We start from the raw sequence: 21824 nt of genomic DNA, 5'->3' as shown, positions 1-21824 counted from the left end.
CGCATGACTACGCTTTCCAAAGTCCTGACCGACAAGGCCACCCCGCGCGGCCGCTTCCCGCACGTGAAGCGGGCCGGCGACTTCCTGTTCGTCTCGGGCACCAGCTCGCGCCGTGCGGACAACAGCTTCGCCGGCGCCAGCGCCGACGCCATGGGCGTGACCGCGCTCGACATCCGCGAGCAGACCCGCGCCGTGATCCTCAATATCCGCGAGATCCTGCAAAGCGTCGGCTGCGATCTGTCCGACCTGGTGGAGATCACCACCTTTCTCGTCAACATGAACGATTTCGGCGGCTACAACGAGGTCTACGGCGAGTACTTCGATTACGACGGCCCGACCCGCACCACTGTGGCCGTGCACCAGTTGCCGCACCCGCACCTGCTCATCGAGATCAAGGCCGTGGCCTACCAGCCGCTTCCGCGCTGATGCGCTGATGCGCTGATGCACAGACACGCCCGACATCGCAACCGCAACCTCACCCGCACAAGAGACTCGCGCCATGTTCACCTACGGCATGCCCCTCAACTTCCCGCGCTGGCTGGACGAGCACGCGCACCTGCTCAAGCCGCCCGTGGGCAACCAGCAGGTCTGGCAGGACGCCGACACCATCGTCACGGTGGTGGGCGGCCCCAACCAGCGCACGGATTTCCATGACGATCCGCTCGAAGAGTTCTTCTACCAGTTCAAGGGCAATGCCTGGCTGGACATCATGGACCGTGGCAAGCGCGAGCGAGTGGACCTCAAGGAGGGCGACATTTTCCTGTTGCCCCCGCACGTGCGGCATTCCCCGCAACGCCCCGAGGCCGACAGCCGCTGCCTGGTCATCGAGCGCCAGCGCCCCGAAGGCGTGATGGACGGCTTCGAGTGGTATTGCCCCGCGTGCAGCGCGCTGGTGCACCGCGTGGAGGTGCAGCTCAAGAGCATCGTCACCGACCTGCCGCCGCTGTTTGCCGGCTTTTACGACAACGCAGCGCTGCGCCGCTGCGGGCAATGCGGCACGGTGCATCCGGGCCGGGCCTCGGCATCAGCCAGCAAGGACCCTGAATGAGCACCAACAGCGTGGTGGACATCCACAGCCACTTCTTCCCGCCCATCACCCGTCAGGAGGCCGCGGCGCTTGACCCCGTCGCCGCGCCCTGGCTGCAGACCAATGGCACTGACACAGCCATGATCATGACCGGCGACCAGCCGTTCCGCCCGGTCTACTCCGCGCTGTGGGACCCCGCGCGCCGCATCGAGGAAATGGACCGCTGCGGCGTCGACATCCAGTTGATGTGCGCCACGCCCGTGATGTTCGGCTACCGCTATCCGGCAGACGTCGCGGTGCCCTGGTCGCAGCGCATGAACGACTACGCGCTGGCGCTCTGCGCGCACCGTCCCGCGCGGCTCAAGGCGCTGGCCCAGGTGCCGCTGCAGGATATCGACGCCGCCTGCCGCGAAGCCTCGCGCGCCAAGGCCGGTGGCCATGTCGGCGTGCAGATCGGCAACCACCTCGGCGACCGCGACCTCGACGACGAAGGCCTGATCACCTTCCTCATCCACTGCGCCAACGAAGGCATTGCCGTACTGGTGCACCCGTGGGACATGATGGGCGCCCCGCGCATGAAAAAGTGGATGCTGCCGTGGCTGGTATCCATGCCGGCGGAAACGCAGCTCGGCATCCTGTCGCTGATCCTGTCCGGCGCGTTCGAGCGCATCCCGGCCTCGCTCAAGCTGTGCTTCGCGCATGGCGGCGGCAGCTTCGCCTTCCTGCTCGGCCGCGTCGACAACGCCTGGCGCCATCGCGACATCGTGCGCGAAGACTGCCCGCACCCGCCCTCGTCGTATGTCAACCGCTTCTTCGTGGACTCCGCTGTGTTCGACCCGCGCGCGCTCAAGCTGCTGGTCGACGTGATGGGCGAGGACCGGGTGATGCTGGGTTCGGACTACCCCTATCCGCTCGGCGAGCAACAGGTCGGCGCGCTGATCCGCGGGACCGATCTTGCCGACGCGGCGCGCCGCAAGCTGCTGGGCGCCAATGCAGCCGCATTCTTCGGGCTCGGGGATAACGAGTCATAAACGACAAACAACAAACAACAAGCCACAAACCACAAACGACCAGCCACAAATGACGCCGCTCGCGCCCCACAAGGCACGGGCGGCGGGCAAACCAAGGAGGAGACATGGAACAAGGAAACGGGCAACGCCATGCAAGCGGAGGCTTCCAGCAAATCGTCCAGCGCGAGCAAGGCCTGCACCGCAGCCTCAAACCCGCTCAGCTCGCCATGATCGCCATTGGCGGCGCCATCGGCACCGGCCTGTTCATGGGCAGCGGCTTTGCCATCGGCTTCGCCGGCCCCGGCGTGCTGCTCAGCTACGCCATCGGCGCGCTGGTCACGCTGCTGCTGATGGGCTGCCTGGCCGAGATGACGGTAGCCCACCCCACCTCCGGCTCCTTCGGCGCCTATGCCGAGCACTATGTCAGCCCGCTCGCCGGCTTCCTGGTGCGCTACGCCTACTGGGCCTCCATCGTGCTCGCGGTCGGCACCGAAGTCACCGCCGTGGCGCTCTACATGGGGTACTGGTTCCCGCAGGTGCCCGCCTGGTTCTGGATCGTCTCGTTCTCCGCCGCGCTGATCCTGATCAACCTGGTCGGCGTAGGCATCTTCGGCGCCGTCGAATACCTGTTCTCGATGGTCAAGATCATCGCCATCGTCGCCTTTATCCTGGTGGCCGCCTACATCGTCTTCGGCGCGCCCGGCAGCACCGGCAGCAGCGCGGCCGGCGCCGGCTTCCACCACTACACGGCGCACGGCGGCTTCCTGCCAAACGGTTTGTGGGGCATGTGGGTCGCGGTGATCGTCTCGATCTTCAGCTACCTCAGCATCGAGATGATCGCGGTCGCCGCCGGCGAAGCCCAGGACCCCGAGCGCGCCGTGCTGATGAACCAGGTGAAGAGGGCGCCGAACATGGAGATGGCCATCATCAGCAGGAAGGCGTCGCCGGGGTGATCTTCGTCACCCACTACCGCTTCCGCCGCCAATGGGCCGCCGCCGGCAACCGCCCCCTGGCCTTGCGCATGCGCGGCTTCCCCGTGCTCACGCTGCTAGGCGCCGGCATGCTGCTGGCCATCATGCTGACCACCCTGTTTACCGACGCCTTCCGCATGACGCTGCTCACCGGCATCCCCTTCCTGGCGGTGCTCAGCGTGGCCTACCTGCTCTGGTTCCGCCAGCGCGCCGAACCCGCGCCACTGGCCGCCAACGATGCCGCCTGAATGATCGTGCCGCCACCTGGCGGCGCGCCTGCGGGGACTCCCGGCAAAATTTTTGCGCCGGGGCTTCCCAGCAAAAAAAAACGCTGCTATGATTGCGGGCTTCATCCGGTTGTTGACGGATGGTGGGCCGAAGTAGCTCAGTCGGTAGAGCAGCTCATTCGTAATGAGAAGGTCGGGGGTTCGATTCCTCTCTTCGGCACCATAAGATTCAAGCACTTAGCCCAACCTGTCCGGTTGGGCTTTGTTGTTTCTGGACTTCGTGTAACCGCCTTGTAAGCGAATTTCGTCAACGGGGCACGGGCCACCCCCGGCAGCACCACCAGAAGTCCTTGGCCGACTTTTAGGGCGACTGCATCCCCTGTATCTCCGATCCCTTGTCCACACCTTCACCGGCGATCGGGGAGGCAAGCACATCGTGGGTGTAGGTATGAACCTTCCACGCGCCGCACTGCTTTCCCACCACTCAGAAGTGCCCTGCGTCGATCGCTACGATCCAGGAGTTACCGTGCAGCCAATGTTCATCGTCAGGGCTGATGGCATCGTTAGGCACGCAAAGGCCCCGTGAAGGACGAAATCGGCTTGCCAGTGGACTCGTCGTCATCCCCCTCATCAATTTGAGGGAGGAAAGGAACTCGATATTTTCCTTTTCGGCCTGCCCAGGATTCAAGATGTCATCCGCGATCCCGACAGCGCCAACGAAACGCCCCAGATTGACGGGATCGGACCGGCTTCCATATACGTCTATTTGGCCGATCTTTCCTGCGCCGCTCACTTTCAGTAACAGCCCGACAGGATGATTTCGCTACTAAAGTTGCCGTTTGCTAAGTTCAGCCTTTTCAGCTCGTTGATTCCGCGCTGGAAACGCTCATCGTTCAGCACAACCACGATGCCATTCTTCGCCTTTCGCATTTGCCTGATCGTGTCGGAACCATCAGCTAGCGCAAGCGCATCGAACTTCGCGTGAAATGCCTCGGGAGTGAGGTCGCCCCACGGCTCGACACCATTGCCGTTGCTCGGCTACGAACCTGTAGAGGTTTGCGCCAACGGTGGCGACTGACTCAATGAGGAAGAATCGGCAGCCGCGGCAACAGGCGGTGACGATTTCAGTTGCTGCTCCGTCGACTTAGGTGGTTCGTCGATTCGCCTTTTTCGACTTGCTCCACCACCGCCAGCTTAAAAGCCAGGCTGTCATCCCGCTGAGTTCGCTTTTCGACCGCTTCCAATGGACTCTCCTTCCTTGCAAGGGAAAAAGTGTCAACCTTAGTCAGGACGGGTCAGGTCAAAGAGAAAAGCCCGCGAACTGCGGGCTTTAAACGACGGATCGGTTCAAGCGATTAGCTCTTGCGATGCGAATGCGCCTTCCCGCTGGGCGCACGGGCACGCATCTCGCTCCGATCCGCTGCACGCGCATGACCTCTGTCACGGTCTATCGCGTCCGGACCGTTGGAATTGCGCAAGCCGCTGCCGCTGATGTGGCTGTCCGAGCGGCCACCAAAATCGCCCCTGGCTCCAGCGGCTCCGCCGCCCATGCCGCCACCGCCGCGCTGGGCGAAGGCGGCCATCGAGCTCGTCGCCAGGATGGCGATAGCGATCAAGGATAGTACGCGGGTCTTGCTCATCAAATTCTCCTTTCTCTAATCAGCTTAGCAACGTCCTTTCTTGGCCTGCCCTGGTGGGCAGAAGCCAGAACTGGGGCCCGGATCTACGACCACCGCAGGTGTCTGAACGGCGACACCAGGCGTATAGACCGTGCAGCCGGTCACAAGCGTGGTGGCCAGCAGCGCGCCGAGTACGAATTTCATTTCTTGTTCTCGCTTGCCTGAATCGGGCGCCGGCGATGCCGGCACCCTTCCTTGCTTGGCGTCAGAATGCGAAGTTCTGGGTTACGTTACTCACGGTCACATTGACCTGCTGCGTGCTGACCGTCCCGCCGGAGCTCGTGGCCTGGATGCTGTACTTGCCTGCCGCAGTCGCGTCTGCCGCCAGCGGAATTGGCAGGGAGGTCTGGTAAGTCCCTACCGATGGTGCGCCCGCCGGCAGAGCCGGCTGCGTCGGGAACAGGCTGTAGGCACCGGTATCGGACGCGGCCGCAGTCGCGGCAACCTCGAAAGTGCCGCCGCCAGTCAGTTGCAGGGCGCGGATCGTCGCCTGCGCGCTGGCCGGAGTCACGGTACCGGAAACGGTGCGGAACACTGACGTCGGCAGGCTGATCGGTGCCGCTGCGGTCGCAACGGCGGTGCTGCCGCCCGCCACCACCGGCACGCTGCGCACGATGCCGGTGCCTCGGCCATTCGTCGAGGTCGGCACAATCACCACATCCACATTGCCGGCGGTACTGCTCTGTTCGATCGGAGACAGAGTGAAGTTGCCATTGGCATCAGCCGCGGTCGCCTTGACCACCACGCCGTTGCGTTCGGCATAGACCTGGGCGCCGGGCGCGCCGGCCAGCACACCCGTGACGGCGCCGCTCACGACGGTGGGCAGCGCCGTCACCACAGGCTTAAGACCAAAGGTGCCGTTGCCGCGCGTGACGATCGACTTGCAGGCATCGAAGTCCAATACCAGGTCGGTCAGGGTATTGGGCGCCACGGTGAAGGGGCGGATGATCTTGATGCCGGTCTGTACCGCGCTGGGCGTATCAAGGGCCTGCTCGGTACCGCCGGTTGGCACCACCGAATTAGCCGGCGCGCCGGCGCCGTTGGGTACGAGCACGAGGCGGATCTGCTGATACGTGCCGGCCGGCAGCGGGGTCTGGCCGAGCGTGGTGAGCACGCCATTGGTGAGCGAAAGCAGGTCGATTCGTCGCGCCGGGCTAAGCACAACGTCGGTCCAGCCGCTGCCGTTGATGTCGGCATTGGAATCGGTGTTGACGCGCACCCTGTCGACCGTGACGAACACATGGTCGAAACCGCAAGCGGGCGCGTCGGTCATCGACACGCTTAGCGTGCCCGAACCGCTTGTGCCGGACGACGAGCCATCACCCCCACCGCCACAGGCAGCAAGAGCAAGCGCGCCGAACGCAGCGCCTAGCGCGAGAGTGTGTCGAAACAAGGGGGAAATGCCTTTGCGATTCATAGTTGTTTTCGGCCAAGTGTTGGGGCAACAGGAGCATAAGTCCCCGCGAATGCCGCACGCTGTAAGAATTTGTAATGCGTGTCACAGATCTACCGCAGGGTTACGGAGACGCCACATCCCGTAACATTTGCGACGCATCGTCCAATCGACGGCGTTGGCCGTAGCCTCACGCGTGCTTCGGCCGCGGCGCCACTGGACCCGGCTCGGTAGCCGTCAGCTCAAGCGGATAGGGCCGCATGAAGCCGCGTGCCTGCCCTGCCTGGCGAAGAAGTTTGACGGCGCTTAGCCAACCTGGGGCAGCAGTGGCAAAAGAATCACCTGCTATGGGGCACCGTAAGATTTTGGGGTATGTAACGGGTATGAATTTCAATCAGAACACGAGATTCCCCAGCATAGGCCTGATGATTACAGCAACTTTTCGATTCCTCTGTTCCCATAAGAATTCCAAAGTTTGACCAGCATTGCCTAGAAACCCAGACAGCGTAACGCTCTCCGGGTTTTTTGTTGCCCAGCGTTTGCAAGCTTTGCCCAGCGTCCACCACATTTCTGGGGTATGGGCCTTTAAGGGTACGCCATGCACATGTCCGGAATCCTGCGCCGCCATTCCTTGGTACCATCCAGCCCCGGACTCGCACGTGCCAAGGTGCACGCGTCGCTCCCTGCTATGCAACCCATGGAGATCATGCTGTGCAATACAAGAAGGTGCTGGCAGCAGTGGCCTGCCTGATATCAGCGGCTTGCACGACGCCCGTGCCATCCGCCGGCCGACAGATGTCGACCTATGACAGCGACACCGAATACACGGTGGAGTACGTCGCAGACGGTTTCACCCTCATGGTCAACTATCGCTATCCGCAGTTCTTCGTGCGCTCCAGCGCGGCGGAGGCGGCATGCAAGTCGGCGCTGACCAGCGTGGCCAACAGCCTGGCCGAGCGCCGGCAACGGCAGCTCGAGCCGGTCAACGAGCAACGCATCCAGGTCGCCACCAGCAGGACTTGGTCTGGAAAATTCGCCACCTGCTCTGCCTCCGCGCCGATAGCCTGGAAGCGCTGACAACGGGGCGACAGCCCCGGCCTAGCGGCGCTGCTGACGAAGGTCGGTGCGACACTTTATCGGCCGGGCCTGAATGAACGCGCGATCGCGACACGGCTCAGCGGCCATGGCCACCTCCGCGTCCGCCGTGGCGTCCCCCGCCATGGCCACCCCCGCCGAAGAAGACCGCACCGCCATAAAATCCAGGCCACCAACCGTAGTTGTAGTAGGGGCCGTAGGGGTAGGGATAGTAAGGCTCATAGGCGCCGTAGGCCGGGTAACTGTAGCCATAGGCATCATAAGCAGGCACTACCACGCAGCCGGCCAGCAGCAAGGCCGCACCGATTGTGAGGTTTCTGATACATGTGCTCATCGCGCCCTCCTGACGCGTTTGACCAGTTAGACACGAATCTCCCTTGTCCATTCCTGGCGTGAGCCGGTCCAGCGCTTTCGGCAGGTAGTATTTCGCCCACCGCGTTCCCCCGCACCGCCCACGTTACGTAACGCGTAACAGCGACGTAACAGCACCGCGCCATCCCCCACGCGGCAAGACTCAGCAGCCACCCCCTCCCCCGCCTCGGCCAGAGCGCCCGCAACCCTTGCCTGGCAACACTTCCAGCCTGATCGCATCCGCCCCGTGCCGCCACTGCGCCGCGATCGCAATTGCCGTCATCCCTATGGCACGACCATTGCCTTAGTCCTTGTCATTCACGCGCGCATCGCGCAGGGACTTGCATGACGGGCCACGACGAAGAGAGAGAGCAAATGACATCAATTTTCAGCAGCGAGGAGTTGGACGCGTATTTCTCTTCGTACGCCGGCATGGAGGGAGGGAACATCGGCGCGGCTGTCTGGATATGCGATAAGGAGCCGCACCTGCTTGCGTCTTCGCCGGGTGCCTCGCTGGCGCCGGTGCATGAGCCGCCCGCCTGGGACAGCGCATTCCGCGAGCGCCACCGGCATGACATGCCGCGCTGGCAGACGCACCAGCGCCTCGCCCGCATCATGGCGGCGACGCGCGCGGCAACGCTGCGTGAAACCATGCCGGGGCTGGACTGGCGCGGCTACTTCGACCAGTACCTCTACGCGCCGCGCGGCTGGGAGTTCAAGATCAATATCTATCCCCTGCCCAAGCCGCAGCAGATGGACCTGGCGCAGATCGAGACCTTTCGCCGCAATCCGTGCCTCAGCCCGAACTGGCGCTATGTGGAATTCTGCCGCCAGGGTGGGCGCTTCCGCTTTATCGCGGAGCAGCGCCGGCGCATGCGCCCCAAGGTGATTCTCTGCACGGGGCAGGCCGAGGAAGAGGAATTCCTGCTGGCGTTCGGCTTCCAGGGCGTACCCTGCTCGGAGCATCACCTGCAGCCGGCGGACCTGGTCAAGACGCTGCGCGTGTACTCGCACGAGGGCACCCAACTGGTCATCTGCCCGAAGGTGGGCGGGCCGACCGGCATCAACTCGGACACGCTGCTCGACGCGATGGGCGCCTTCCTGTCGGTCTGGCTCGACGCAGCGGATTTTCCGGATGTGCGCGCGCAAGCCATGCGTGCGGAGGCACCCGCCGGCACCGCGCACCTGGCCTGGCGCGCGATGACGCACAGCCAGACTGGTTCCGCCAGCGCGTCTCCGGTATGAGACAAGCGCCGCTGCCACTGCCGCGGCGCTCGCCAGCCCGCATCGTCAAACGCGTGTTTGCCTGATTGCGCCATGCCCTGGCGCTGCCGCCTGGCAGCCGCCAGCGGCATATCACCCCTCCCCCTGCCTGCCTGCGCAAGCTCGCGCAATGTCCCCTTTTTACCGGAAGGTTGATATCCGCTTGCCCTCCAATCCCCTCCATAGGCTTACGGCATTCGATTGATTGAATCCCACGCGCCGAAGCACCAGACTGGTATCACGATAAATACAAAACCGGCCCGCCGATCCAATTGGCTGCCGGGACCGATGACGAAGCGGCCGCGCAGCACGCGGTACGCGTTCGCACTTGCCACGCAACCGGGGAACATCATGCACACCGCCGCCACCTAGGGCCGCCGGCGCCACGCCGGACTCGCGCAGGATGGCTGCGCCCGCACGCCGATTCGCGTCGCGTCCAGCCAGCTCCCAGCCAAGACAATCGACAAGGAAGCGGCCATGGATGCTTATCCAGTTCCTGGCGCGGCGAGGTATCGCCTTTTTCCGCGCAAGCTCCTGATGGTGTTTGCGCTAGGCGCATCTCTGTGGGCCGTCGCCGCCCGCGCGGATGACAGCACGCCGCCAGACACCCCGGCAGATCCGGCGCAGGTTACGCCGGCGCCCGCCTTCAGCCCCCAGGTCTGGCTGAACGCCGGGTTTTTCTCTTACCACTTCAATCATGCAGCGCACTACAACGCGGCCAACTGGGGCATCGGCGCGGATGTCCGCATCACCGAGGACTTCACCTTGTCGGCCGGCGAGTACCGCAACAGCATGCGCGATCACTCCACCTATGCCAGCGTCACCTGGCAGCCTTTGCATCTTGGCCCGGTGCGGATCGGTGCTACGGCGGGTGCGGTGCGCGGGTATCCGGATGTCAATCACGGTGGCTGGTCGCCGATGGCGGCGCCCGTCATCAGCATCGAGTATGGGCGCGTGGGTGCGAACCTGATCTACGTGCCGACGATGCGGGGGAAGGTGGATGGCTGCATCTCGCTGCAGCTCAAGATCCGGGTCTGGTAGGCGAAACCCGTGGTGCAGAGGTGGGGAAGGCGAGAAAAAAAAGCGCCGCATGCGAGAGCATGCAGCGCCACGGAAGGAGGGCCAAGGGATTAGGCCCTCTCGGGAAAACCACCCCCGGGGAGAGAGCGGTAAGTGGCTACTGTAGCGAGCGCACTCGCATCGGCCTACCAGCCGCTTCCCAATGCATGTGGAGAAATTTCCGCAAACCCTTCCGTTCCGGCTTATGGCTTGAACGTATCGCCCAGCACCACGCCTTCACGACGCGGATCGGCCCCGCCGACCAGCGCCGTCGACCCGCCCACGGTGGTGCGGATGATGGCGCTCAAGCCGCTCGACTGCGCCGTCACGTTGACCACGTGGCCGAGCCCGCGCAGGCCCTTGACCAGCGGATCGTTGTCGCCGGCCAGGCCGCCGGCCGGCTTGGTGGCATCCACGTTGGGATGCTCGCCGCCGACCATCATGCCGCTGGTGGCGCTGTTTGAGCCACCGAAGTCGATCATCGACACGGCCTGCTGCGCGTCCATCTTCCAGTCCAGCACACCCACCAGGGTCTTGGCTACGTACTGGATGATGCTGGCGCCGCCCGGCGAACCGGTGGTCATGTAGAAGTCGCCGCGCGAGCCGTCGGCATTGCGCTTGAACACCAGCGTGGGCGCCATCGAGCTGCGCGGGCGCTTGCCCGGCTGCACGCGGTTGGCGATCGGCACGCCGCCGGCATCGGCGGGTGCCGCGTTGAAGTCGGTCAGCTGGTTGTTGAGCAGGAAGCCGTTGGTGAAGTGATACGAACCGAGGCCAGCCTCGATGGTGGTGGTCATCGAGACGACGTTGCCGTACTTGTCGGTCAGCGACAGGTGCGTGGTGCCGTGCTCGTTGATGACCGACGGGGCCAGCGGCACGGCGCCGAGGTCACCCGCGGCGACCGGCAGCGTCATGGAGCCCACCGTGCTGATCAGGTCCGCCCGCTTGCGCAGGTAAGGCTTGTTCAGCATGCTTTCCCAACTGCCGCCCGGCAGGCCGATGAAGTCGGTATCCGCCACATACTTGTTGCGGTCGGCATAGGCCAGGTTGCCTGCCTCGGCCATCAGGTGGACGCCGAGCACATTCGGGCGGCCGCCGTTCTTGTCCATGTTCGACGGCGCATAGCGCGACATCTCGTAGTTCTCGACGATGCCCAAGATCTGCGCCACCGCGATGCCGCCCGAGGACGGCGGCGGCATGCCGCAGATCTCGTACTCGCGATAGGTCGTGCAAACCGCCGTGCGCTTCTTGGCGACGTAGCTCTCCAGGTCGGCCAGCGTGGTCAGGCCTGGCGTGGCGGTGCCGCCGTACGTGTTCTGGATCTTGGCGACGATCGCCTGGGCAATCGGGCCGTTCTTGTAGAACGCATCCGCGCCGCCGCTGGCGACCGAGGTGAACACATTGGCCAGCGCCGGGTTCTTGATGATGGTGTTGACCGCGCGCGGGGTGCCGTCGGCATTGAGGAAGTAACCGGCCATCTCGGCGTCGCGCTTGATGCTGGGGGCCGTCACCGGGTTGCTGACCGCCGAGGCGATCGCGGCAGCCATGCGGGGCGGAATCGGGAACCCATCGGTCGCCAGCTTGATGGCGGGAGAGAACAAGTCCTTCCAGGCCAGCTTGCCGTGCTCGCCGTGCGCCAGCTCCAGCACGCGCAACGTGCCGGGCGTGCCGATGGAGCGCCCGCTGTGCGTCGCGTTAGGTGCCGGCGTAGTCTGGTCGGCGGCGGACTTCCATTGGATATAGTTGCCGTCGGCGGCGGCCGGCGCCATCTCGCGCCCGTCGTAGGCGGTGACCTGCTTGGTGGCCGCGTCGTAGTACATGATGAAGGAGCCGCCGCCGATGCCGGAGGATTGCGGCTCGACCAGGTTCAGCACCATCTGCGCCGCTACCGCGGCGTCCACCGCCGTGCCGCCGTTCTTCAGCACGTCGCAGGCGGCCTTGGTCGAGACCGGGTTGTTGGTCACCGCCATATAGGTCTTGGCGTAGACCGTATTCTTGGGCGCATAGCCGGTGGCGATCTCCGGCGCATTGGGGTCGCCCGGCAACACCACGGCTTCCCCGCCGGTGGTGCCGTTCAGTTCGCAGCCCGCGGCCACCGTCGGGGTGGTCGAAGCCGGGGTGGTAGCAACGGGATCGTCGCCGCCGCAGGCACCCAGGGTCAGCGCCAGGGAGGCGAGCGCAATGGTGCTGAGCCGGGTCGGTGTGAAGCGGGTGCCGGCCGGATCCATAGGCAAGGTCACCGCTTCATGAGCAGTTTGTGGCATGTTCTTCCTGTCTTATGTTGAGGCTTCAGAAAATCGACGCTTCCCTCGTCGATCGCCGCAACCGCTGCTGATGGGGGAGCGGTTGTGACGAAGGATCAACATAGACCTGCCATTCGCGATTCTGAATTGCTACATGTCTGGATTTACAGACATGCGAACGTGGTTCATACTTGGGAGTGCTGCAAGATGCGCATCTGGCTGTCGTGGACACGGACGCGTTGACGCTCTGCCCCCGCCCCCCAGTCACGCCTCATCCGCCCCGAGCAGCGCAACCGTGCATGCCAGCCCGTCCATGCGCCCCGCCGCGTCGATCGCGATTTGATGCAGCCGGAGTGGATTGAAGCACGGCTCAGGCAGCCAGCACCTCGGCCTCGAGCATGCTGCTGATGGCGGCTTCCAGGGTCACAAGCGCCGCTGTCTTGGGCAGGCAGCAGCAGATGCCGTAGCCCATCTCCGGCGGCGGCATGTGCAGCCACATATTGTCCGACAGCAGCAGCACCCGCTGGGCGGGCAGCATGCTCCGCAGCTTGCGCAGCAGGCGCCAGCCGCTGGTCACGTCCTGCGGCATGCCAAACACCAGCAAGCCGGCCTCGCGGATCGTCGTCCCGTGCATGGAGAGATCGTCCGGATCCACGCCGTCCACCTGCTCCACGCCAGGCATGCTCTCCAGCATGCGGGCCAGGCCGAGGCGCAGCAGCGCGCATTCGTCGATCACCACCGCCCTGAGCGGCGCCGTGCCGTGCGACGCTAGCGGCAGCCTGGCAACCTGCCGCGCCGACATGGCCGATGGCACGCCCTGCGAGACACCTCGCGAGGTGATGCTGTCTACGCCTGCCCGGCTGGTGAGTGCCATGTCCATGATTCCTCCTTTTGTTTTTTTCTGGAACGGCGCCAGCGGGGACGCCTGACACGGTACGGTGCAAGGCACGTGCCAGCCGCCAGCGCGGGCTCTCCGGTGGAGCTGGGCAGGCCGCTGCGCCTTGTGGGGCAAGGGCTTGGCGCTTGCGCGGGGACTCGGGCGCCGCGGCCCGGGCGGGGCCGCGGCATGTTACGCGTCACGTAACGTGTTCCGCCTCGTGTTCCGTTCGGCACATGCGAAACCGCCGCGCAAAAGCGCGGCGGCCGGCGTGCGACGGGACGCAGGGTGACTCAGACCAGCGCGATGCGGTCCTCCACCAGCCGGATATGGCCGCCCGGCTTGTCCTCCATGATCTTCATCGACTTCTGCCCGATATGCAGGCTGCAACCGCCGTGAATGCGCCGGCTCACCTCGATCACCGCCTCGGGAGACGGGCGAAGCTGCTCGGCAAGCTTGGCGAGCCTGGCGTCGAGCGCAATCGAGTCGCGAGTGAGCTTGAACAGCGTGGCGCGTGCCTTCTCGCGCAGGTCGCCCACCGCTTTCTCGGGATTCTTGGCGAAGAAGCTGACCAGTTGCTGCACCTTGGCCTGCTCCGCCTCCAGCTGGCGGCGCTGGGACTCGAGCTCGGCCTTCTCGGCTTCGGCATAGGGATTGGTGCCCACCTGCACGGTGGTGGCGGTACCCGCGGAGGCGCCGAGGGTAGCGGTGCGCACAGCCAGTTGCGCACGGCAGCGCCCGCCGGTGATGTTGCCCTGGCCACCCTTGGGGCTGCCGGCAACGATGCTGCGCCCAGCGCAGACGTCGCTCTGGCGGATGCCGCTTTCCACCTTGACCTCGGTGCCGGCCTCGACCACCGCGCTTTCGATGAAGCGCGCATGCAGCGAGCCCTTGCAGGTCACCCGCGCCAGCGCGACGCCCTCGGCGCCCTGTTGTGTGCCTTGATGCGCGCCTTGATGCGCGCCCTCGGCCTTGCCGATGATGCCGCCTTTCACCACCACATTGCCGCCCGCCTCCACATGGGCAGCCTCGATGGTGCCGCTGACGATCACGTCGCCGGTCACGCGCACGGTCATGCCGGTCCTGATATCCCCATTGACGCGCAGCGTGCCGTCGAAGGTGACGTTGCCGGAGTGCATGTCCACCGCTTCCACATCGACCACCGGGCTCACCGATGCGCCCTGCGCCGACAAGGACGGCGAGCCCGAGATCGCCGCCACCAGTACCTCGGGATCGGCGGGATCAGCCGCCACGCCGGTCAGGCCGTCCGCAAATGGCGGGTCGGCGGCCGGCACGGCGGGCACGACCTTGCCGAAGACATCGATGCCATCGCTGCCCTGGCGGGCCGGGATGCGCCGCATCAGCGGCGTGCCGGGATTCACCAGCAATAGCGTGCCCAGGTCGCGCAGGTCGATGCGGCCGCTTTCGTCCTCGGCCACCAACGGCTTTGGGGGGGCCAGCAGGCTCTCGAAGCGCGCCGGCATGCCGGGCAGCGGCGGGCGTCCCGTGGCAATCTCGAGCCCGTCGCAATAGCCCGCCTCGACCGCGCCACGCAGGGCCGCGCTGTCCGGCTCGACTTTGATGCCGCGCTCGGCCAGCGCGGCACGGATCTCGTCGCGTGACACCTCGCGCCCGCCTTGCGGCGGCAGAAGGTTGAGCCGCACGCTCAGGTTGTCGCTGCTGACGCTGAGATCGAAATAGCCGTCGGTCAGCTCGCCGATCAGCGCCTCCACGGGCGTCCCCTCGGTGGCGCGCTGGCATTGCGCGAGAAAGGCGCCGATTGCGGCGGTATCCAGCTTCGCCTGCGCCCAGCCGCCCCTGGCCAGCGCCTCTTGCAGCGCGGCGCGGTCCGGCGCCATGCGGCCCGGCATGGCAGCATACGCCGCGCGAAGCTGCCGCGCGCTATCGTCCAGGCTAACCCGTAAGCCGCCGGCCTCTGTGTCTTGTCCCCGGTTTTCCATTCGGTTGTTCCATTGATGGATCATGTCCGGACGGCTCCGCCCCGTCCTCGGGGCCATCCGCAATCCCAGCCTCGGCAGTGCCGCGCCGCCGCTGCGCCATGGCGCGGCCGCCCGGTGCCCGTGGCCTGCCAGGCAGGCCTTTGAAGCCGGGGATGTCATTGACGCGCCACGGGATCTCGGTCCCTTTTGACGCACACAACACCATCGGCCGTTTCGCCGAAAACTTGAGCCGCAGCGCAGCCCGCACCCCACCGCCCGAGGCGAAAAATGTACACTTCTGCCCATCGACGGAACGCCGTGCCGCAATGCCAGGGGATCACAGATGATTGTGCGAGACCGCCCATCGGGACTGAGGTTGTTCCTGGTCCTGCGAGGCTCGATCCTGTCGCGCATCTGGCGCGTGCTGCTGGTGAACTTGCTGGTAGCGGTTGCCGTCACGCTCAGCCACGGCGCGTTCTTCCAGCACAAGGTCACGCTCACGGCCATTCCCTTCACGCTGATCGGCCTGCCGCTGGCCATCTTCCTGGGCTTTCGCAATACCGCCGCCTACGATCGCTTCTGGGAAGGGCGCAAGCTGTGGGGAGAGCTGGTGGTGCGCAGCCAGAACCTGGCACGGCAATGCCTCAGCCTGATCGCGGACAACGTGCCGGACAGCGCCGGCCATAAACCGGCGGGCCTGAGCGACGCGCGCGTGCGCATGATCTCCCGCACCATTGCCTACGCGTACGCGCTGCGCAACCGTTTGCGCGGCGCCAGCGCCGCCACCGGCCTGGACCCCGCGTGGCTGCGCCCGGCGGAGCTCGCAGACCTGCAGCGCACCACCAATACGCCCGCCTTGCTGATGATGCGCATGGGCGAAGACCTGGGCCAGTGCGTGCGGCAGCACCGCGTCGAGCCCTGCCTCGCCGCCGGCATCGACGACACCTTGTCGGCCATGATGGCCACGGCGGTGGCGTGCGACCGCATCCACAACACGCCCATCCCATTCTCGTACACGCTGCTGCTGCACCGTACCGCCTACCTGTATTGTTTTTTGCTGCCGTTCGGGCTGGTGGATACCATCGGCTTCGTCACGCCCGTGGTGGTGGCCATCGTGGCCTACACCTTCTTCGGCCTGGATGCGCTGGGCGATGAGCTGGAAGAACCGTTCGGCACCAGCGCCAACGACCTGCCGCTCGATGCGCTCTGCCGCACCATCGAAATCGGCATGAAGGAAGCGCTGGGCGAGACCGCGCTGCCGCCACCGCTGGTCCCCGTGGATTACTGCCTGCTATAGCGGGCCTCTTCAGGGGGCCTGTTTAGGGGGCCTGTTCAGGGGGCCTGTTCAGGGGGCCTGTTCAGGGGCCCGGCAAGGCGGCGCCGGCATGCGCCGGTTGCACCACTCGCCCCGGGCAAGCGCGACTTTCGGTAAACTGCCGCTGTACCGGCGCAGCGTCGTCCGGCTTTGGCGCACGCCTCACCGCTTTTCCCCAGGTTCCAGACATCCCAGATGGCCCAGAAGTCCCCGGCGTCCAAGACGCCCGCCGCACCGGCGCCCAGCCCCCACGAAATCCGTCCCGGCCAGTCCATCGAGCTGCTCAAGGCGCTGCATATCCTCACGCGCGACGGCAAGATGAACCAGGACAGCCGCCGCAAGCTCAAGCAGGTCTACCACCTGTTCCAGTTCATCGAGCCGCTGCTGCAGGACCTCAAGCAGGATCACCCCGACGTGACGCTGGTCGACCACGGCGCCGGCAAGTCCTACCTCGGCTTCATCCTGTATGACCTGTTCTTCAAGGCGCAGCTCGACCAGTCGCACATCTACGGCATCGAGACGCGCGAAGAACTCGTGCGCAGCTCGCAGGAACTCGCCAGCCGGCTGGGCTTCAAGGGCATGTCGTTCCTGAACCTGTCGGTAGCGGATTCGATCACCTCCGATCAGCTTCCGCCCACCATCGACATCGTCACCGCGCTGCACGCCTGCAACACGGCCACGGACGATGCGATCCGTTTCGCGCTGGAAAAGCACGCCAAGTACATCGTGGTGGTGCCGTGCTGCCAGGCCGAGGTGGCGGGCGTGCTGCGCAAGAACAAGGGCAAGCTGCTGGCCGGCAATCCGCTGACCGAAATCTGGCGCCACCCGCTGCATACGCGTGAGTTCGGCAGCCAGGTGACCAACGTGCTGCGTTGCCTGCAGCTCGAGGCGCATGGCTACCAGGTCAGCGTGACCGAGCTGGTGGGCTGGGAGCACTCGATGAAGAACGAGCTCATCATCGCGCAATACAAGGACCTGCCGCGCCGCCGCCCGGCGGAGCGGCTGAACGAAGTGCTACGCACGCTGGGACTGGAAGAGATGGAAGCGCGCTTCTATACGCAGGAGCCGGCTGCTGCCGGCTGAGACTGACTCGCGCCATGCGTGCGGCGCGTTGCCGTCCGCAAGTTGAAACGCGCCGCTTTGACGGCGCGTTTTTTATGTCCCGCTGGCCTCGGTCATCAGCTTGCGCCAGCCGTCGTGGCCGAGCCGGCGCATGGTTTCCTGGTTACGCTCGTAGATATCCGACGCATCGGGAAAAGCCGCCACGGCTCGCGCGATGCTGTCCTCGCGCAGCAGGTGCAGGATGGGGTAAGGCGCGCGGTTGGTGTAGTTCTCGATGTCGTCCGGCTCGCTGCCGCCGAACTCGTAATGCGGATGGAAGCTGGCGATCTGCAGGATGCCCGCCAGGCGCAGGCTCTTGAGCAGACGCTCGGCGAAATAGAGGAAATCGTTGTAGTCGAGAAACCCGGCCAGCGCGTGTGGCACGATCAACAGGGTCGTGTCGATCTCGGCAGGGTCGGCATCGGCGAGCGTGCGCAACTCGGTTTCGAGATCGGCGAGCACGCCCTCGGTATCGGTGGCATCGCTCACCGTGTAGCGGATCTGCCGCTTCACGTGCACGGCCTTGGCGAAGGGGCACAGGTTGAGGCCGATCACCGCGCGTTCCAGCCATTGCTGGGTGGCGTCTACGATGAATTGGCTGGATGGCGAAGCGATGGGCATGGCGATGCGTGACGCAGGGAACGGCGCTAAACGCGCTAAACCGCTATTTTAGCCTCCCGCCCAAGCAGGCCAAAGGCGCTCAGCGCCGCGGCCCGTAGATCTGCCTGGCCAGCGCGTCCGCCTGGCGCATGGCCGCATCGCGCTCGGTCGTGCTCAGCTTTGCGCAGACGTACTCCAGGTTAGCGGTGTCCAGGTCGGTGACATGGCGCTCGCCAGACAGCACGATCACCTTGCGCCACATGCAGGCCTTGACGCGGTCGCGCTCCAGCCCGAGGCACCCGGACTGCAGGCAGTACGAGAGGTTGCGCTGGGACAGGAAATCGCCTTTCATCGCCTTTTCCTGCAACCCCTGCGCGGTTTCCTGCGCGAGCGCGGGGTGCATGCCGGCTACAAGACCCAGCAAGCCCAGCAAGACCGGCACGAAGGCCCGCGCGGCGGGAAGAGGCAACGACAAGCGGAACGGCAAGGGCATGAGAGGCGCGGGAGACCCGTGGCACAAGGGAAGGCGCGATATTAGCAGTTGCCCCTGGCCTATATAATCCGATCCGCCGCACCCTGCCTTGCGCCCCTTTGCGCGATCGACCGCCTTGCCCCGGATTCCACCCATGTCTGCACCCACCGCCCCCCTCCCCGCCGCCAGCGTCGCCGTGATCGGCGGTGGCCCCGCAGGCCTGATGGCGGCGGAGGTGCTGGCCGCGCGCGGATTGCGCGTGGACGTGTATGACGCCATGCCCTCGGTTGGCCGCAAGTTCCTGATGGCCGGGCGCGGTGGCATGAACCTCACGCATTCCGAAGCGGCGCAGCCCTTCCTCGGGCGCTATGGCAAGCGCAGCGCGCAGATCGCGCCGCTGCTGGCCGGCTTCGATCCACAAGCGCTGCGCGGCTGGGTGCACGGCCTCGGCATCGAGACCTTCGTCGGCAGCTCGGGCCGCGTCTTCCCCACCGACATGAAAGCCGCGCCGATGCTGCGTGCGTGGCTGCACCGCCTGCGCGAGGCCGGCGTGCAGTTCCATATGCGCCATCGCTGGCTGGGCTGGGACGATGCATCGGGCCGGCTGCGCTTTGCCACGCCCGATGGCGAGCTGCTGGTCCGGCCCGATGCCACAGTGCTGGCGCTTGGCGGCGGCAGCTGGGCACGCCTGGGTTCCGACGGCGCATGGGTACCGCTGCTGGCCGCGCGCGGCGTGGACATCGCCCCTTTGCGCCCCGCCAACTGTGGCTTCGACGTAGCCTGGAGCGAGCACTTCCGCACGCGTTTTGCCGGCCACCCGCTCAAGGCCGTGGCCATCGGGCTGCGCGAGCGCGATGGCGTGGAGCACTATCGCCAGGGCGAGTTCGTCATCACGGCCGGCGGCATCGAGGGGAGCCTGGTCTATGCGCTGAGCGCGCCAATGCGCGACCTGCTCGAAGCCACGGGCGAGGCCACGATCCATCTCGACCTGGCGCCCGGCCTGCCCGCCGCACGCGTGGCAGACGCGGTGCAGCGCCCGCGCGGCGCGCGCTCGCTATCGAGCCACCTGCAGAGCAAGCTGGGCATCACCGGCGTCAAGGCCGGCTTGCTGCGCGAATGCTTGTCAAAAGAAGAATTTGCCGACCCCGCGCGGCTGGCGGCGGCGCTCAAGGCGCTGCCCGTGCGCCTGCTGCGCGCGCGCCCGATCGATGAAGTGATCAGCAGCGCGGGCGGCGTCGCGTTCGAGGCGATGGACGCGCAATTGATGCTGCGCGCCGTGCCGGGCGTGTTCTGCGCCGGCGAGATGCTGGACTGGGAAGCGCCCACCGGCGGCTACCTGCTGACCGCCTGCTTTGCCAGCGGGCGCGCGGCCGGGCTGGGAGCCTCGGCCTGGCTGGAAGCGACCGGGGCTGCCGGGCGCTAAGCCAGCCTGGGCTCGCTCAGGCCGCCTTGCCGTTGACGATGCTCAACGCCACGGCCTCGGCCACTTCGATGCCATCGATGGCCGCGGAGTAAATGCCGCCCGCATAGCCGGCGCCTTCGCCGGCCGGGTACAGCCCTTCCACGTTCATGCTCTGGTAGTTGTCCTTGCGGCGGATGCGCAGTGGCGACGACGTGCGCGTTTCCACGCCGGTCAGCACCGCGTCATGCATGGCAAAGCCGGCGATCTTCTTGTCCAGTTCCGGCAGCGCTTCGCGGATGGCTTCGATGATGTAGTCGGGCAGCGCGGTGGACAGGTCCGTCGGCGTGACACCCGGCTTGTAGGAGGGCTCGACCGCGCCCATCGCCGCGGACGGCCGGCGCGCGATGAAGTCGCCCACCAACTGCGCCGGCGCGTTGTAGTTGCGCCCGCCAAGTTCGAACGCGCGCTCTTCCCAATGGCGCTGGAAGGCAATGCCGGCCAGCGGGCCGCCGGGGAAATCCTCCGGCGTGATGCCCACCACGATGCCGGCATTGGCATTGCGCTCGGCGCGGATGTACTGGCTCATGCCGTTGGTCACCACGCGGCCCGGCTCCGAGGCCGCGGCCACTACCGTGCCACCCGGGCACATGCAGAAGCTGTAGACCGCGCGCCCGTTGCTGGCGTGGTGCACCACCTTGTAGTCCGCCGCGCCCAGCAGCTTGTTGCCGGCGAACTTGCCAAAGCGGCTGCTGTTGATCATGCCCTGCGGATGCTCGATGCGGAAACCCAGCGAGAACGGCTTGGCCTCCATGAACACGCCGCGCTCATGCAGCATCTCAAAGGTGTCGCGCGCGCTGTGGCCCACCGCCAGGATAACGTGGTCGGCCTGCAGGTACTCGCCGTTGGACAGCTTGAGGCCGCGCATCTTGCCGCCCTCGATATCCACGTCCTCCACGCGGGTCTCGAAGCGGACCTCGCCGCCCAGCGCGAAAATCTCGGCGCGCATCTTCTCCACCATGCTGACCAGGCGGAAGGTGCCGATGTGCGGGCGCGCGAGGTAGAGGATGTCCTCCGGTGCGCCGGCCTTGACGAACTCGTCGAGCACCTTGCGGCCGTAGTGCTTCGGGTCCTTGATCTGGCTGTAGAGCTTGCCGTCGGAGAACGTGCCCGCCCCGCCCTCGCCAAACTGCACGTTCGACTCGGGGTTCAGCACGCTCTTGCGCCACAGGCCGAAGGTGTCCTTGGTGCGCTCGCGCACTTCCTTGCCGCGCTCCAGGATGATGGGCTTGAAGCCCATCTGCGCCAGGATCAGGCCGGCGAGCAAACCGCACGGGCCCATGCCGATCACCACCGGGCGCAGCGTCGTGCCCGGTGCGGGTGCCTGGGCGACGAAACGGTAGGCCATGTCCGGCGTCACGCTCCAGTTCGGCTTGCCGGCCATGCGCTGGATCGCCGCGGCTTCGTCCTTCACCGCGATATCGAGGATGTAGGTGAGCTTGATATCCGAGCGCTTGCGGGCATCGTGCGCGCGGCGGTACACGGTGAACCCGGTCAGGCCATCGGCCTTGACGCCGAGCTCGGCGAGGCGGGCGAGGACCACGGCCTCGAGATCGCTCTCGGCGTGGTCGAGCGGGAGTTTGACTTCACTTAGACGTAGCATGGGAACCTGGAATTCTGCGGCCGGGGGGTCAGCCCTGGAAGGGGCGCTGACTGCACTCTGGTTGAGCGTCGGGCTGGCCGGACCGCAATTTTATCGTTTTTAGGGCCAGGGTCCGCATTCTCTGCCACGAGAGCGCGAA

General features: G+C 65.8%; 19 protein-coding genes, 1 tRNA gene and 1 pseudogene. 11 read left to right on the top strand and 10 right to left on the bottom strand.

The genetic code is table 11. The features are described from left to right. The first annotated feature begins 3 nt into the window (after positions 1-3). From AC1Q7Q_RS00915 to AC1Q7Q_RS00895, 5 genes and pseudogenes are all read left to right on the top strand, one after another. Positions 4-426, top strand: coding sequence for a RidA family protein (locus AC1Q7Q_RS00915; protein WP_492374096.1), 423 nt, complete (start codon positions 4-6; stop codon positions 424-426). 73 nt (positions 427-499) lie between these two features. Further along, a complete protein-coding gene (locus tag AC1Q7Q_RS00910; RefSeq protein ID WP_492374095.1) occupies positions 500-1048 on the top strand; it encodes a 3-hydroxyanthranilate 3,4-dioxygenase in 549 nt (182 codons plus the stop codon). Then, on the top strand, positions 1045-2058 hold the full coding sequence (locus AC1Q7Q_RS00905) for an amidohydrolase family protein (RefSeq protein ID WP_492374094.1): 1014 nt from the start codon (positions 1045-1047) through the stop codon (positions 2056-2058). The genes AC1Q7Q_RS00910 and AC1Q7Q_RS00905 overlap by 4 nt, the downstream gene beginning before the upstream one ends. A gap of 104 nt (positions 2059-2162) precedes the next feature. Next, positions 2163-3256: pseudogene (locus tag AC1Q7Q_RS00900) on the top strand (amino acid permease). Positions 3257-3382: 126 nt separating this feature from the next. Further along, positions 3383-3458, top strand: a tRNA-Thr gene (locus tag AC1Q7Q_RS00895). Positions 3459-4030: 572 nt separating this feature from the next. Here AC1Q7Q_RS00895 and AC1Q7Q_RS00890 read toward each other — a convergent pair. The 3 genes from AC1Q7Q_RS00890 to AC1Q7Q_RS00880 all read right to left on the bottom strand — a co-directional run bounded on the left by AC1Q7Q_RS00890 (position 4031) and on the right by AC1Q7Q_RS00880 (position 6331). Then, on the bottom strand, positions 4031-4165 hold the full coding sequence (locus AC1Q7Q_RS00890; RefSeq protein ID WP_492374093.1) for a hypothetical protein: 135 nt from the start codon (positions 4163-4165) through the stop codon (positions 4031-4033). A 425-nt stretch (positions 4166-4590) separates the two neighbouring features. Then, positions 4591-4875: a hypothetical protein gene (locus tag AC1Q7Q_RS00885; RefSeq protein ID WP_492374092.1), complete on the bottom strand. Its 285-nt coding sequence runs from the start codon at positions 4873-4875 to the stop codon at positions 4591-4593. Between the two features lie 244 nt (positions 4876-5119). Next, a complete protein-coding gene (locus AC1Q7Q_RS00880; protein WP_492374091.1) occupies positions 5120-6331 on the bottom strand; it encodes a DUF4382 domain-containing protein in 1212 nt (403 codons plus the stop codon). 687 nt (positions 6332-7018) lie between these two features. On the opposite strand from AC1Q7Q_RS00880, the gene AC1Q7Q_RS00875 reads away from it, so the two are divergent. After that, a complete protein-coding gene (locus AC1Q7Q_RS00875; protein WP_492374090.1) occupies positions 7019-7384 on the top strand; it encodes a hypothetical protein in 366 nt (121 codons plus the stop codon). Between the two features lie 97 nt (positions 7385-7481). Here the strand turns inward: AC1Q7Q_RS00875 and AC1Q7Q_RS00870 are convergent, their stop codons facing one another. Further along, positions 7482-7736: a hypothetical protein gene (locus AC1Q7Q_RS00870; RefSeq protein WP_492374089.1), complete on the bottom strand. Its 255-nt coding sequence runs from the start codon at positions 7734-7736 to the stop codon at positions 7482-7484. A gap of 392 nt (positions 7737-8128) precedes the next feature. Between AC1Q7Q_RS00870 and AC1Q7Q_RS00865 the strand changes: the two genes are divergently transcribed. Both AC1Q7Q_RS00865 and AC1Q7Q_RS00860 read left to right on the top strand, forming a co-directional pair. Further along, entirely contained in the window at positions 8129-8998 is an 870-nt protein-coding gene (locus AC1Q7Q_RS00865; RefSeq protein ID WP_492376657.1) for a transcriptional regulator, read from the top strand. 495 nt (positions 8999-9493) lie between these two features. Next, complete coding sequence (locus AC1Q7Q_RS00860) at positions 9494-10057, top strand: hypothetical protein (protein ID WP_492376656.1); 564 nt, start codon at positions 9494-9496, stop codon at positions 10055-10057. Between the two features lie 221 nt (positions 10058-10278). Here the strand turns inward: AC1Q7Q_RS00860 and AC1Q7Q_RS00855 are convergent, their stop codons facing one another. The 3 genes from AC1Q7Q_RS00855 to AC1Q7Q_RS00845 all read right to left on the bottom strand — a co-directional run bounded on the left by AC1Q7Q_RS00855 (position 10279) and on the right by AC1Q7Q_RS00845 (position 15180). Then, positions 10279-12303, bottom strand: a complete 2025-nt coding sequence (locus tag AC1Q7Q_RS00855; RefSeq protein ID WP_492376658.1) for a gamma-glutamyltransferase family protein — start codon at positions 12301-12303, stop codon at positions 10279-10281. A 385-nt stretch (positions 12304-12688) separates the two neighbouring features. Beyond that, a complete protein-coding gene (locus AC1Q7Q_RS00850) occupies positions 12689-13198 on the bottom strand; it encodes a response regulator (protein ID WP_492376655.1) in 510 nt (169 codons plus the stop codon). A 290-nt stretch (positions 13199-13488) separates the two neighbouring features. Beyond that, positions 13489-15180, bottom strand: a complete 1692-nt coding sequence (locus AC1Q7Q_RS00845) for a flagellar assembly protein A (RefSeq protein WP_492376654.1) — start codon at positions 15178-15180, stop codon at positions 13489-13491. A gap of 298 nt (positions 15181-15478) precedes the next feature. Between AC1Q7Q_RS00845 and AC1Q7Q_RS00840 the strand changes: the two genes are divergently transcribed. Then, the gene (locus tag AC1Q7Q_RS00840) at positions 15479-16432 is read left to right on the top strand and encodes a bestrophin family protein (RefSeq protein ID WP_492376653.1); all 954 of its coding nucleotides are present in this window, start codon (positions 15479-15481) and stop codon (positions 16430-16432) included. Positions 16433-16645: 213 nt separating this feature from the next. Next, positions 16646-17533 carry a class I SAM-dependent methyltransferase gene (locus AC1Q7Q_RS00835; protein ID WP_052494454.1) on the top strand — a complete coding sequence of 296 codons (888 nt, stop codon included), beginning with the start codon at positions 16646-16648 and terminating at the stop codon, positions 17531-17533. A gap of 72 nt (positions 17534-17605) precedes the next feature. Here AC1Q7Q_RS00835 and AC1Q7Q_RS00830 read toward each other — a convergent pair whose 3' ends face one another. Then, the gene (locus tag AC1Q7Q_RS00830) at positions 17606-18172 is read right to left on the bottom strand and encodes a DUF1415 domain-containing protein (RefSeq protein ID WP_492376652.1); all 567 of its coding nucleotides are present in this window, start codon (positions 18170-18172) and stop codon (positions 17606-17608) included. Between the two features lie 79 nt (positions 18173-18251). After that, positions 18252-18644, bottom strand: a complete 393-nt coding sequence (locus AC1Q7Q_RS00825) for a hypothetical protein (RefSeq protein WP_492376651.1) — start codon at positions 18642-18644, stop codon at positions 18252-18254. Between the two features lie 133 nt (positions 18645-18777). Between AC1Q7Q_RS00825 and AC1Q7Q_RS00820 the strand changes: the two genes are divergently transcribed. After that, positions 18778-20046 (top strand): TIGR03862 family flavoprotein, encoded by a 1269-nt coding sequence (locus AC1Q7Q_RS00820; RefSeq protein ID WP_492387117.1) that lies wholly within the window; start codon positions 18778-18780, stop codon positions 20044-20046. A gap of 16 nt (positions 20047-20062) precedes the next feature. On the opposite strand, the gene AC1Q7Q_RS00815 is transcribed toward AC1Q7Q_RS00820, so the two are convergent. Next, the gene (locus tag AC1Q7Q_RS00815; RefSeq protein WP_492375021.1) at positions 20063-21685 is read right to left on the bottom strand and encodes an NAD(P)/FAD-dependent oxidoreductase; all 1623 of its coding nucleotides are present in this window, start codon (positions 21683-21685) and stop codon (positions 20063-20065) included. Between the last annotated feature and the right edge of the window lie 139 nt (positions 21686-21824).

Source organism: Cupriavidus sp. GW823-FHT07A04 (genome assembly GCF_058794615.1).
The sequence above is the reverse complement of the archived record's forward strand: the minus strand, read 5'-3'. Positions and strand labels throughout refer to the sequence as shown.